The sequence below is a fragment of the Pantanalinema rosaneae CENA516 genome (assembly GCF_050753385.1).
Classification (GTDB): Bacteria; Cyanobacteriota; Cyanobacteriia; order Leptolyngbyales; family Leptolyngbyaceae; genus Pantanalinema; species Pantanalinema rosaneae.
In genome coordinates this window covers 11,318-24,434 of the sequence record NZ_JBLZFZ010000060.1, presented here as the reverse complement: position 1 = coordinate 24,434, position 13,117 = coordinate 11,318, and the positions used below count along the sequence as shown (strand labels likewise).

The 13,117-nt window shown below is 49.4% G+C and carries 15 protein-coding genes; 8 read left to right on the top strand and 7 right to left on the bottom strand.

Annotation, left to right across the window (positions count from 1 at the left end; all coding sequences use genetic code 11):
* Positions 1-129: 129 nt before the first annotated feature.
* From cas3g to ACN4EK_RS25940, 7 genes are all read right to left on the bottom strand, one after another.
* Entirely contained in the window at positions 130-2,142 is a 2,013-nt protein-coding gene (cas3g, locus tag ACN4EK_RS25970) for a type I-G CRISPR-associated helicase/endonuclease Cas3g (RefSeq protein ID WP_431661189.1), read from the bottom strand.
* A gap of 22 nt (positions 2,143-2,164) precedes the next feature.
* Entirely contained in the window at positions 2,165-3,151 is a 987-nt protein-coding gene (locus ACN4EK_RS25965) for an RpnC/YadD family protein (protein ID WP_431661188.1), read from the bottom strand.
* Between the two features lie 134 nt (positions 3,152-3,285).
* A complete protein-coding gene (locus ACN4EK_RS25960) occupies positions 3,286-5,043 on the bottom strand; it encodes a bifunctional DNA primase/polymerase (protein WP_431661187.1) in 1,758 nt (585 codons plus the stop codon).
* 764 nt (positions 5,044-5,807) lie between these two features.
* The gene (locus ACN4EK_RS25955) at positions 5,808-6,611 is read right to left on the bottom strand and encodes a hypothetical protein (protein WP_431661186.1); all 804 of its coding nucleotides are present in this window, start codon (positions 6,609-6,611) and stop codon (positions 5,808-5,810) included.
* A gap of 103 nt (positions 6,612-6,714) precedes the next feature.
* Positions 6,715-7,179, bottom strand: coding sequence for a hypothetical protein (locus ACN4EK_RS25950; protein WP_431661185.1), 465 nt, complete (start codon positions 7,177-7,179; stop codon positions 6,715-6,717).
* A 47-nt stretch (positions 7,180-7,226) separates the two neighbouring features.
* Positions 7,227-7,817: a Uma2 family endonuclease gene (locus ACN4EK_RS25945; RefSeq protein ID WP_431661184.1), complete on the bottom strand. Its 591-nt coding sequence runs from the start codon at positions 7,815-7,817 to the stop codon at positions 7,227-7,229.
* Positions 7,818-7,828: 11 nt separating this feature from the next.
* Positions 7,829-8,002 carry a ribbon-helix-helix protein, CopG family gene (locus ACN4EK_RS25940; RefSeq protein ID WP_431661183.1) on the bottom strand — a complete coding sequence of 58 codons (174 nt, stop codon included), beginning with the start codon at positions 8,000-8,002 and terminating at the stop codon, positions 7,829-7,831.
* A gap of 150 nt (positions 8,003-8,152) precedes the next feature.
* Here ACN4EK_RS25940 and ACN4EK_RS25935 point away from each other — a divergent pair, with 150 nt between their 5' ends.
* Genes ACN4EK_RS25935 through ACN4EK_RS25900 form a run of 8 tightly spaced genes read left to right on the top strand, consistent with a single transcriptional unit; the run spans position 8,153 to position 13,114 of the window.
* Positions 8,153-8,422, top strand: a complete 270-nt coding sequence (locus ACN4EK_RS25935) for a hypothetical protein (RefSeq protein ID WP_431661182.1) — start codon at positions 8,153-8,155, stop codon at positions 8,420-8,422.
* Complete coding sequence (locus ACN4EK_RS25930) at positions 8,419-8,829, top strand: hypothetical protein (RefSeq protein ID WP_431661181.1); 411 nt, start codon at positions 8,419-8,421, stop codon at positions 8,827-8,829. Before ACN4EK_RS25935 ends, ACN4EK_RS25930 begins: the two co-directional genes overlap by 4 nt.
* A 28-nt stretch (positions 8,830-8,857) precedes the next feature.
* Positions 8,858-9,646 carry a hypothetical protein gene (locus ACN4EK_RS25925; RefSeq protein ID WP_431661180.1) on the top strand — a complete coding sequence of 263 codons (789 nt, stop codon included), beginning with the start codon at positions 8,858-8,860 and terminating at the stop codon, positions 9,644-9,646.
* Positions 9,639-10,142, top strand: coding sequence for a hypothetical protein (locus ACN4EK_RS25920; protein WP_431661178.1), 504 nt, complete (start codon positions 9,639-9,641; stop codon positions 10,140-10,142). The genes ACN4EK_RS25925 and ACN4EK_RS25920 overlap by 8 nt, the downstream gene beginning before the upstream one ends.
* A complete protein-coding gene (locus ACN4EK_RS25915; RefSeq protein ID WP_431661177.1) occupies positions 10,132-10,767 on the top strand; it encodes a hypothetical protein in 636 nt (211 codons plus the stop codon). Before ACN4EK_RS25920 ends, ACN4EK_RS25915 begins: the two co-directional genes overlap by 11 nt.
* An 11-nt stretch (positions 10,768-10,778) precedes the next feature.
* Complete coding sequence (locus tag ACN4EK_RS25910) at positions 10,779-11,279, top strand: hypothetical protein (protein ID WP_431661176.1); 501 nt, start codon at positions 10,779-10,781, stop codon at positions 11,277-11,279.
* Entirely contained in the window at positions 11,280-11,549 is a 270-nt protein-coding gene (locus ACN4EK_RS25905) for a hypothetical protein (RefSeq protein WP_431661175.1), read from the top strand.
* Positions 11,537-13,114: an FtsK/SpoIIIE domain-containing protein gene (locus tag ACN4EK_RS25900; RefSeq protein ID WP_431661174.1), complete on the top strand. Its 1,578-nt coding sequence runs from the start codon at positions 11,537-11,539 to the stop codon at positions 13,112-13,114. The genes ACN4EK_RS25905 and ACN4EK_RS25900 overlap by 13 nt, the downstream gene beginning before the upstream one ends.
* The last annotated feature ends 3 nt before the right edge of the window (positions 13,115-13,117 follow it).

The window sequence follows — 13,117 nt, the reverse complement described above, 5'->3', positions numbered from 1 at the left end:
CGTGGTGACAAGCGCCTTTGTATAGTAGCCGAGAAAAAATGGTCGTTAAGGACAAACTGTCCCACTTACGATGACTGGGCTGGCTGCAGTAAGCAAGCAGAAACAACGCAAAATCAAGCTTTTACAGCATCAACTGTCCCAGAAACAGTTAAAAACGGGACAGTTCGACTCATTGGGCATAAAACCAAACTGATTGCTGAAAGTCTTATTCCGTAAGGCTTCTAGCCTTAGCGACCAAAATTTCTCCAATGCTATACAAAGGCGTTGCTGAAAAACAGGATGAGACTTTCCTAGATCGTGCCATTGAGCAGACCTGACTAGCAACGCTTGTAATTCAGGCGGAATATTTAGGTCCTCTAGCTGCACCAAAATCACTTTCATCACTTCAGCCGCATCCATTGAATGCTGACGTAGTGTTACCCATTGTCGGTTGAATGATGAATAGTCAGTATCATTTGTTTCCCTGTTTAAGATGGGGGCAGGAATTGGCTCTGGAACATCCACTGCTCGTCCTGTCCATCCAATATTTACTAAATACCCGCCAGCAGAACAGGGCAGAAGAACGGTTTGTCCCGGTTTACAATTTTTTGGAGTTACCTTTTGCCATTGGTTGCTTGAGTCATTCCAGACCCAGCACTCCCGAATTTCTGACTGTTCAAAGCGATCGCAAGGAACACTGCATAATTCGTCTCTGTGAATCTCCCACTCCGGATTAGGAGTTTTACCTTGCCACTTTCGCCAAGCGATCGATACATTTAGCGCGTCAATTTTACGAATATAACGAGCAACATCTGGATCACCCTCTCTAAGGGTCGTGTCAAATAGTTGCCTAAACGTGCTTTCATCAAGCCGTTTTCCGTCAACAGCCTGTTTTGGGGCTTCAACTTTGAGTAATTCCTGAATGCCCGCATGAGGCAATGTCAAAAGGTGAGTACGAGATGCATCTAATTCCTGCTGGCTATATGGACGCAGGCTTCGCTCATCCTGAACTTCAGCATCAATCCAGTAAATTAATGCGTCCGGGTATGCTCCGCGCCTACCACATCGTCCAAACCGCTGCACCAAACTAGCCCAGGGAGCTAATTCCGTAAACAACACGCGAGCATCCAGGTCTACTCCTGCTTCCACACATTGGGTTGAAACAATAATCCCTGTAAATCTCTTGTCAGTAATAGTTTCAACCTTTTTTGCCCGATCTGGTGGGCGAAATCGGGAATGTAATAACTCAATTGGTTCATTAGGGAACGTTTCCAGCAAAGCGCGATAGAGTGCGATCGCCTTTGCTGTCGTATTCAAAATAATCAGCGTCAACGTTCCTGGCTTGTGAGCATTAACAACTTCTTGGTACAAATTTCGAGTGAATCCTTCTACTCCGCCTTTCTGATAACCATCCCAAACCGTTTGAGCTTTTTCTAAACGCTTCGTTCGCCCTAACCGTTTTATCAGTTTTTTGTTCTCCCAATCTTCTAGTTCTAATGACAATACAGGTGAATCCCTAAACAACTGATGTTCATTTAGACAGGAGCGATCGAGCGTAGCACTCATCCAAATAGTTTGTGCGTTGCCAAAGACACCCTTCCTGTCTCGAAATTCCTGGAGAACCGCAGACGTTAAAAAACCTGCCCCCATCAACTGGGTTTCATCGCAAACAATTCTGCAATCGTTATGCAAATAGGCAAATTGCTTAGGAAACCTCGTTCTGTTACAAGAATACGCCCGCATCAACTGCCGAGAGAGCACCTGATCCAGAGTCCCGATCAGTACACATTCTCTGGTTGGATCTTCGTCAAAATCAAGCTCTACCACACCTCCCATCAACATATAGACAGAGATGCGGTCAGCCATACCTGCCTGTTGCAAGGTTCTCTCTACATCACCATAAACCTGTTCAACTAACGTCCTTAAGGGAAGAACAAAAACTAGCCGTCTTGGGGTAAATCTGTCTTCATTTAAGCGTCCCCATAACCAATCAATTAAAACCATATAGGTTTTTCCTAATCCAGTAGGAATTTCGCAAAAAACCGATTGGCTCTTATCATGCTCAGAAAACCTGAGCTGGAACGGGAAGGGCTGAAACCCTGCGCTATCTTTACTTGCCGTAACACGCTTGAAGAACGTTGCGTAAGAAAAACCCAATTTCATAAACAACCTAATAGGGATAGCCCTAGTTTTCCCGTGGCTGTTGGTCAAGTGCTTGGTGAAATTGCTCTAGGGAAGCAGCCGTGACAGACTGACGGTGAAGCGATTTCAAAAAATTCACATCATCTACTTGATTCAAGCTTTCTACTAAAGCCGTTGGCACTGTTGTAAACCGTAAAGCCAACGTATCCAAAATTACTTCTTGTAGAGTAATAATGGCTTCCTCTTCCCTGGCTAGCCGCTCAACACTGGTAATGTAGGGCATCTGTCGCTCCTCTTGATATTGCTTCAGTTCTGCTCGAAACTCCTGTTCTAACCCCTTGGGAAGCGCCATCATCCAGTCCACCAACCGGAACAGCTCTACCACATCATCTTTACTATAGCCCTGCTCAAACAACCTGCGAACCAACACCCATTTCCACTGTTTACGCTGCTGTGGTTCTCCCGTTGTCGCCTTTGTCTTCAGGTGTGCCATCACCATGACCGCAAATGGATTCCGACTCTCTTCCAACTCTGACCACTGAGCTTCGTAGTCCAAGAGCTTAGCGATCGGAAACTCAATCTCCATCCGACAACCACCCAACGTATACCCGTAGGAATTGGGTCGCCAGGCAGGGCGATCATCCCCCAGCACCGCTAGACTGACCACAGGTTGACGGTAACGGTCAAAACACCGGTAGTTATAGACAAACATCCGTTCAGCAAATCCCGACTCCTCCTGGCTTTGCACTTCAATGTGAACCAGAATCCAGGCTGCTGCCCCATCCCGTTGCCAGACCTTAAACAATTTGTCGGTGAACCGTTTGCCCACTTCGGCATCCTTCGCGAGTTGTTGAAACTCCTGATCCAGCGATTCGTAAGGACGGCTCCAATCGATTAGTTCATGCACTGCCGGAAACAGGAGCAAAAGAAATGGTTCAAAGTAAAACTCTAGTGCCTCCTTCCAGGGTGAATCATATTCTGCCGGAGGAGACTGAGTTCCAGGCGTTGGAGGTAAATCCGCATCGGTCATCGCTATTCCTTCTCTTGATCGGCTCCCAACTCTCGCAAAATCTTTAAGCATTTCCGCTGCTGCTTTGTCCCAAAGGGTTTCGGGAATCCAGCTATCATACTTCAGCGTCTACTGGGAGTCGATGTAGCAGTCAATCACTGACCACCGCTATCCCATTGCCGGAGCCAGTACAGCAGCAACAGCCGATCGTCCTCCGTCAACTGGCTCCAGCGTCGTCCCCTAAAGCGTTCCGCCACAAACTGGTGAAACTGGGTAGGCTGCCAACCTAACTGCTGGATTGCTCCTCGAATTGCCGCGATCGTGACCTCCGAGTCAGCATTATCGGGAATTACTGGTGGTTCAGGGGAGCGGGAAACGGGCGGTGAGGCTGGGGAAAACTCACCCAACGCCGCCGGATAAGGATTTGCAGCAGGCAAGAGATTACTTTCAAAACTGCCACCTTTCATATAGGGGATTGAGTGTACAACCCCTACTGGCTTGGCTTCTAGCGGTTTTGGCTGGTCAAGCGGGTTCTCAGTTAATGCGGTGAAAACTGGCTCTAGCTCGGCTTGTACACTCATTTGGCTGTCGTTCTGAGTTTTGACACTGGCAGGAGGGGCGATCGCCGCTACTAAATCGGGGGATGCCTCCAGATTTTGCGGGTCATATTTGGGCTGCCAGAGTTCCTGATATTTGTACAAGGTCTGCTTGCTGCATCGCGCTTGCACCACGATCGCGTCGCCTCGCTTACTCAGGTCATCCGGCAGTTGCCCTAACGCCGCTAACGTTTTGACGGCTTGTTGAATCCGAGCCTGGGCATCCAAAGCTTTCTCTTGGTTTCGGCGGTTCCGCCGCATGGGCACAATGTTGTTCGCCGCATGGACGTTGCCTTCTCGCTCGCCATCTGTTCCCAGTTCCCAGTAATACCTTTCAGCGGCTTCGGCCCAGTCCTGGCTGCGCTGCCGAATTTCTAGCTGATGGCGGCACCATTCGGTGTATCCGGCACTGGCGATCGCGGTTTGCTCGACATAGTCCACCAACGCGGTTCCGGTTAAGCTTTGAAAGACGATACCGTAACATGCGATCGTTTTCAGTAGGTGATTGGTTTGTCCGTGTCCTGTCCAGCCTTCAGCCATCTCGCGTTCTAAATCCTGTTTCCAGGCATCTATGACTTTGGAAGCGGTGGGGGGCTGGTAGTTGCCTTTATGGTTGGCTCTCGCTTGGTTGAGGGCAAGTTGGAGCAGGGTTAGGTCTTGTTGGGGAGTCGCACTGTCCCACTGTTGGAAGAAGCTAGCCAGGTCAGTCCCGATCGGTTGCAGGTCATCATCCAGGAGAAAAGAGCCTGTACCAGGCTGTAATGGCAAGCGATGGGCATTGTATTGGATATATTGTCCTTTGGCGGGGTTGCCCCAGCTTTTGACGTTCGGAAAAATTTCTAATTGGCCCGGCGCGACCTCAAACCCCTGAACTTCTAGACAGCGTTTCACGGCTAACGCCAGGTCGAAGGTTGCTACAGCTTCTGGCAATGGCAAGTAGAGGTGAACGCCGCCACTCCAGCTCGATTGAATCGGAATGACACGGCAAATCCCGATCGTTTCCAAGGCTTGCCTGATCGCAGAGATAGCATCGGGCAAGCGATATTGGCTCTGTGTATCCAGGTCAATCAACGCATATTGGGTTTGATTGCCAAACCGGACTCCAACCAGTTGGTTGGCATCCTGCCACTGGTTCCATAGGGTCCGGGGACGCAGGGGGTAGCGCTTGAGGGTTTGCCATTGTGGTTTGGCTTGAGCATCCTCAGGGGTGGCCGCCACGATCGGATACCACGGGTGGTTAAACAGTTCACATAACCGTTTCCCCTGAGGATCTCCGGGCAACGGTTCGGGGAGGCGGCGCTTGGGAGGAAGGGTCATTGGCAACCTCCAGCCACTGGAGCCAGTAATTCGTGGGGCATGGCAGATTAAGTCCTGAAGGGGGTAAACATCGCGCCATGCCGCAGCTAGCCTATTTGTCCAAAAAAGTTGCACCATTAGACAAATAGACCCTAAAATTGGCATAGCGCATGGTGCTCCAACGTCAACAGACATCGGAGAGGCTACGACCAGCCGGGTAAGCTAACTTCTGAACTTTCCAAAATCGTGGGTTAGCATCCCCAAACCTTTTACAAATAAATACTGAAGCTTGATGCCCCTGCTGTCGCCAAACAGTGGGGGTTTTGGGCTTCTAGAGATTCCTATAACATAACCACACTCCTTGTGCCATTCCAAACGGGGACGCTTGACGAGCCACGGCACACTCCTGATGCAGGGGCATTAGTTGGTTCGAGTGTGGCTGACCCAAAAATTGCATTGTCAAAAACTAAATGGTTCAGAAGCATGGTAGATCAATGTTGTCTGTAGATCTCATAATCTTTGCCCTGTTAGCAGCTACCAACCTGTTTTCTCTAGCGCTCGCCCTTACTCTTTCTCTCTTGAGGCTGACTAAGGATTTAACTCTTGTTGTTCTAGCTAGCTTTCCAGTGAGCCAGCCTGTGTTCAACGGATTTAACGCCTCTAGCCTCAATTTTTTATCTAGCTAAGCCTGCTCTGTATAAGCAGCGTTTAAATAACCTTAGAGCGAAGAAGAAGGAGTGGAACAAATGTGCTCTGGTGTAACAGTTTTTTAACATTATTTCTACTTATATAAATCGACGACCATTATCTACTTTTCTTATTCCATCCTGCCATATCTCAGATTTGTGGAGTTTCCCTTGGGCATTTCGTTTTGGAATTAATTCTTTATGAAATTCGTAAAGTTCAATATGTTCTTTTTCGCAACTCTTTAGATACGATGCAATTTGCTTATCCTGTTCGCTTAGTTCCAGAAGTACAGGAATAATTTTTTGTAATAAAGCAGGAGTGGATTCTAAAGACTCCGGCTTAGATGTATCGATTTTATAATAAGCAGTAGTTCGTAAGATAAAAGACCGTTCTATGAAATCCGCCACAATATCTAGAAAAACATCAACGGCTGTACTAGGTAGATCAGATATTTGTTGAGACAACTTCTCAAAGGAAACTTGAATTAATTTCCAAAGACTATAAAAGTAGTATCCAAATTTTTCACAAAGATTCCTATTTAATTTTTCTACGCCTCGTCCTGGAATTTTATCGATTTTGAGACGGAATCCTATCTTTGCAAAGACTAGAGCAATTTGGCTACTGGCGCTTCGTTGCAGGTTCCAAGTGTTGATTAAATCTTGTTTCCCGTCGGATTTTGCTGTATCTAAACAAGATTTACTAGGGATTTGGGCGATCCTATCTGATAGGAAGGCTATGGTTTTAAAGTCATCCTGGGATAGCCCTGTACTTGGTAGAGGCTCAATCTTCTGATTTCCATCAGGCAGCTTGGTGAACTTATATTGCTGTGGGCTCTGCTCTATGGCTGATAAAATTTCAGCTCGTAAAGTAACGCGATTATGTGATGTATTTGCTTGTGGCATAAAAATCTTGATAGTTGTTGTAGTGATATTTTCAGTACCCGGAATAGGTGACGTGGAGTAGTTTTGCTAATCTACTTGTCAGTCAAGCTGGTTCAAGTTTTTGCTAACTTGGAACAAATTGATTCAGTGCTTCGGCTTGGAGTACTTCACCCAGCCAGCAGTCCTGTCCTAAATACTCTACTCTCCAGAAATTCGATACAAAACGCATGCGTCGTCTGACCCACAAACCTGATTCATCTTGGAACCAGCGCATGGCTTCATAACTGTATTCCGTTAAGAAGCCGTCTGTCTTGATATGCCCACATCTAGTGACTAATTCATCTTCATAGTTAAGAGTATGGGCAGTAGAAGATAGAAATTCAGCTGGTGGTTTACCTGATTGCGCTAGAACAGCAGCTTGGTTGAGATACAAATTATGTTGATCGGATAGCTGTGTGATGTAGGTTGGGTTGGAACTGAGGTGTATGGCATTCCATTCAATCTCAAAGCGGGATTGAATGATTGGCGCTGCTAATCCTAGTGTTTCCTTCCCTAAATTCTCTGGCTTTTGTGCTTCTTCGTTAGTCATGGAGATTATTTCGTCCTCCGTAGCTAAAGTCAGCTATACGTTAGTGGCTACTCCTGTGATGGAAGAGCAGCAAGAAACTCGTTCACCGCGTCGTATTGATCGTGGTAGGTCATGTAGCGAGTGAATAGCGATAACGGGAAGTTGGCTACCAGTTCTGTGTTGGCAATCTGCTGATAGCCATCGGCTCGGAGACGGTAGATCGATAAAACGCCATCCTCCCAAAACCAAACCTCAGTGACTCCCATTCGGCGGTAGCCTTCTAAGCGATCGACTCCTCCACTGGTGACTGTGACTTCAAATACTAGATCCGGGTAGGGTTTGCGGCTCCCTAGGTTAAAGCATTCATCGGGTTCGTTTCTGGCTCCCTGTTCTTTAATTCCTAGCGTTGGGCCACCACGACTATAGAAGCGGATACCCTTGGCTCTTAAATACGCTTCTAGGAGCACCCGCATGGTCGCTTTAGCTTCTTCATGTGCCTCACTAATTGGCATAATCTCTAGCATTCCATCCAGGTAAAGCAGCTTCAGTCCAGGGAAATCTTCTAAAGAACGATCGATTTCCTCAAGTTGTTCCCAACTCACCTGATGAATGACCTTTGCCTGTCTGGGGTGTGGCGATCGTAAAACCTGAGATGTCATTAGATAATCCTTTAGATTTTGCCTTCAGCTTCAGCTTTAGCTACTACCTCCTTAATCAATCGTTCTAAGAAGTTGCTAACGCTACGGTCTTCCAGCGCCGCTAGTTTTTCTAACTTTTGCTTGAGATCGTCGTCAATGTAAGTTGCAACTCTTGCCTTATCTGTGGGCATTTCCTCAAAAATCATACTTTCTCCTCCTATTGTCTACCTGAGGTCAAGATTTAGCTTAAGTAGATTACTTTTATCTACCTTGTGCTACCATCTTACTGGAATCTCACCCAAAAGCGATCGCAATCTGTCGAGATTCAGTTGACATCGTGATTTCTTTTACTTGAAATGCCCACTGCACAAGTCCTAGAGGATTACACCCGTGATGATGTGAGGCGTGAAGTTTTGATCTGGACAGGGCGGGAACTCAGTACTACTCAGTTCTATGCCTGGTTGCCCTACTGCCTGATTCCGTCACCGAAACCCGTTTATACCAAGCGGGATGTCAAAAAATTCTTGTTCATCAGTACCCAGCTTCAGCGGGTCAGAAACCTGGCTCTTGCCAAGCAGAAGTTAATCCAACGTATTGAACAGCACTCGGAGGAATTCGACTTATGAGTTTAACCGCAGAGGAATTGCAAGCTTTAGACAGCCAACGCATAAAAGCGAAGCGTCCCAACCCGAACCGGGAACAGCAGCAACAGCAGTTAGCCCAGGTAGAACAGACGACAACTAATGCCATTTCATCGTTAGCTCAGTCAGGTATTCAAAGCATCAATACGCAGGTGTTTGCCTTTGATAGCAAGCTGACCCGCTATGAACGCGATACTGCCCGCGCAATGGCTGACCGATTACGACAGGCTCCTCTGAGAATTCAGCAATATCTGGTAGAAGAACTGGCTAGTGACAACACTCCTAGCCCAGATTTTCTTGCGGTCATTGATGATGCGTTAGAAGTCCCCGACCTCACTAGCAATTTTCTCGCGATCGCACCGACCTTGATCGTGGGCGCATTGCCCCTGTAGACCGTCTTCCCCATCATCAGGAGATGCTATGTTTGCACCCATCCTCAAGCAAGCTGTTCCCCATCCGCAGCACATATGGTTGTTGCCCACCGCGCTCACCCTAGCCGCACTAGGTATCAGCAAACATCAACTGACTAAATTCAAAAGCCGATTACAGCCAGGACTCCACTGGATTGAAGAGATTGGCAGCGATCGAGTCCGACGACATTTCTACACGCGAGCCGGAGTATTGAAGCTATGTGATTTAGTGTGCAGCGATCGCGCTAACCAACTGCATCAAGCGATCGTCAGCCAGTCAAGTTACGCCATCATTCCCAGACCCCAAACCACAGCCATTCATGAATCTCAATGGCAACCTAGGCAAGCAGAGCCATTGACCTATCAGGAGCCTGGGCAATTAGCTGCTTACCATCAGTCAGCTTTAGAACCTGCTCCAGTTTCCGGCAATCTTTTAAGCGACCCACGCCTATTTGAATTGCTGCAACTGAAACGGGATGAATTGGAAGTGCAGCGATCTCAGTTGGAAAATGAACGACTCCGGATAATGCAGACCGCTTATCAGCAGCAATTAGCCATCCCGATAACCACCCATCAGCCCCAACCAGAGCCAGCGTCTCAAGCCGTTCAGCCAATCAACATCAAGGTCAAGGTAGAGAACAAGTCGGAAAGGGGTGTTTACTACTGGGATGCCTTCGGCTTGGTCGAGCTGGTGTTTATGCTGTGCATAATTTCTCTATTCGCGATCGGAACCTTCGTCGCCGTTTCTAGCCTGCGTCCAAATCACAACCACTTACCGGGGATGAGCCGCCATGTCTAAAGCCATCCTCACCGTGGTCGCAATCAATCTGAGTTTGATGGGAGCCGCTCGTCTGCCATTCCCCAAACTAGCAACGGTAACCACTCAACCCGCGATCGTCGTTCATCCAACGCCTACGCTAACCCCAGAAGTTCCTACAGTCCCGACTCCTGCATTGTCCCCGATTGCCGTTGATCAGGACATTTTAGCTGCCACTGTCACCCGCTGTCAGAACTTTGCAGGGGCAAATTTCCGTACCGTTCCCAGTCTGGATGATGCCGCGATCACCAATGTAATTCCCTGTAATGCCTCTGTCGTCTTGACCGGCAATCGCATCCGTAGCGATGGTGAGGTCTGGCTGGAAACGGAATGGAACGGCAATCGCGGATGGGTCGCTCAAGTCATGCTCAGTCCTCCCCAGCGGGTACGAGTCAGAGAAACAATTTCACCAGCTCCGACTACACCCATACCCCAACGAACTCAGTCGCACATGGTGCAGGTGCGTTATGGACTTTGAGCCACCACCGATTCCCAGACGACAACGACCGCCACGCCCCAGTTATGCGCCTGTGACCAGAGAACTGCTGCTAGATGGGAGCTTTAAGGATCGTCCTGGGCTACCGATCGCTGAAGCTGATCCTGGTGCGATCGTCCGGTCTCCCAATGGCGCGATCGTGCCTCAATCTCGGGGTGCGATCGTTCATCAACCCAGAGGGCTGGCGGTGCATCAACGCTACCCAGTCTATGCCACACCGGGATTTGTTAGTTCTGAGCCAGGGACGAAAACTCAACCTGTATCTCAAGCTCGGTTCAGACTTGACCTGAGAAAACTGCCCAGGCTGAGGTTGCCCAACCTACCTAAATTGCGGTTGCCTCACTGGAAACGACCCACTCCAACGACAACCATAACGACCAGCCAGCGCCAGCCTAAAAGCCAGTCAGGTCAGCCGTCACAGAAATTAGCCGGTCTAAAACTTCTCAAGCCAGCGCTCTCCGGCGCAAGCTTCGGCTCGCTTGGGTTGGGCAAGGCAGGGAAGTCAGGCAGGAAAGGTAGTGCGGACCATTTCGGGAATGACCCGATCGCTCAACTGCTGGTGAAGATTTTTCTAGTCTTGCTGATTTTGATTCCACTCATCCTTTAGGAGCGGCTTCCATGTTTGGACGACTATTCAGAGCCATTAACGGGCAAGGGAGTGGGGGACTATCTCTGGTTCAAGGGAAGCACTCCCTCACCCCCGATCGCGTGTTCAAATCCGACCCGACCGCCATCACGCCAGAGAACCCTGGCACGTTTGACAGCTTCCGCTCGATGCCCGTGCTGACTGCTCCTCGCTACTTTTCGGAGGAGGAAGCCGTCGCCCTGGAAGAACTCGCCACCAAGACCACTGACCAGTACCGGTACGCTAGTCGAGCCTATACCGCAATGGAAAAAATTGAACGCACGGATGGCAAGCTGCATCGTCGGCACCGGGACTATGAACAGATCTTGGCGGGTGTTGAATACAGCAAACAAGAAGCTAATGCTGATCTGGCAGACCATTTGCACGGATTGCGGGGCAAGTACGCCAAACTGGGAGCCAACCTTATGAAAACCGAAAGCAAGCTGGATAAAGAGATTGAGAAGTTGCAGAGCAAGATTCAGGGGGTGTGGTAAATGGCGCGATCGCTGCGACTGCTGTTGCTGGGTGAGCTGGGACTGCTGATGGTGGGCTTACTCCATTGGCTCTTCGTCAATCTGCCCGTGTCCCGCCAGTTCATTGTCATTCTGCTGGTAGTCGCGATCGTGTTTTACACCCTGTCCTGGCTCATTTGTGCGCCCATTGCCGCTTACCTCAAGCTCAATCTGCAAGTCTACTGGGCGGTGTTAGTCGCAGCTGCGATCGTTGTAATTCTAGGCATTGGGGTGAGTGTATGGATTGGCTAAAAGCGCTTTGGCAAGCCGTTACTAAGGATGAACCACCCACCACTTCAGAAGTGGGATTTGCGTGTGCCTTAACATTGGCCCTCTGGCTGGCCCCAAGCTACATCTCCCATATGAAACCGTGGGAGCGTCTCCTCACCTACCTGATGGGCATCGGCGTCAGTGCCACCTATATCAAACGCTGCCAGGAATTACAGGAACAAGAAAGCTACGATCTCGCCTCCCGACTGATGCAGCAAGAACTGGTCCAGCACCAAATTGCCACTGAAGCGGTCTACTACAAGCAACAGCTCAGCTCCCAATTCTTCCCATCGACTACCCAGCTGCCAGCGGCGGAAATGCCGCTGGGTACGGAGCAACTGCCACCTGACGCGGCTATATCAACAGAACTAGCTGTTAGAGATTTAACCGCAGAGATGGCCCGGTATGAGGGACATATTCTGATTGCCAGCCGCACCCGCAGCGGTAAAACCACCACCATTCAAAGCGCGATCGCCCATACCTGGCAACAGTATGCCGGGAATGTTAATTTCTGGGTGTTTGACCCCAAAGGCGCGGCATTCTGCGGCATTGAGCAAACCAATCACTATTTACTCTGCAACAAACCGTCTCAGGTTCCCGTCGCTGTTGATCGGCTAGAAAAAGTTGTGGCAGAGATTTTGGAGGTGCGTCAGGACAAACGGGTGGCACAAGGTGGACATTGGGAATCCGCGCCCAGAGCCGTTAAAGTCATTTTTGATGAGTGGAATACCTGGATTCGCATGGCTGAACGCTTCGACAAAAAGCATAAGACGGATTACCAGGGGCGGGCGATCGATGCCATTGAACGGCTGATTTTTCAGGGTGGTGAGGACAACATCGCCGTTTGGCTACTGGCACAAACCACCCGAGTCAAACAGCTAGGGCTAGATACCAGCGTTCAGGACAACATGGCGTACTTCGCACAATCGCGGAATGGCGACTACCAAAGCATTGAAGATGCCCTCTCTAACCCTTATGTCGTCAGCAATTCCCAGCAGCGCCAGCGCCTGCAACACCTACTCGCCGTCTATGCCAGCGACCAAACGCAGAATCGCCGCATCCCGATCGCCTTCACCACCCTAGGCGGCAATCAGTTATGTCAGTTGCCAGACCTCTGCCAAGCCAAGTATTTCCGGCTGGGTGAGCCCAGTTCGACGCCGTTCAAGCAGGCGAACCCTGGCGAACCCAACCCGAACTCCTCCCGAACCGAGGTTGCACCTGATGCAGATGAGCGAACTTGGCTCGAACGCTGTTTGGAACTGGCTTTTGACGATGTCGGTTCGACCGGTTCGACCGCTGAAAACACGTCTCAAACTGGGCAAAACCCGGTCAATTCCGCACCGGGTTCGCCCGAACTTGAGTTTCCCGAAATTGATGGCTTGGACAATGACACCCTGAGATCGCTGATTGTGGAGTACCGTCAGCACGGCATCACCGGACAGGATGCCTTTATCAAAACCTTTTGGGACATTTCTAAAGGGGAATCGCGTCGCTACTACCGAGCTAGAGAACGCTATCAATCGGTCTGTCGGCAGTTTGGACTCTAAACC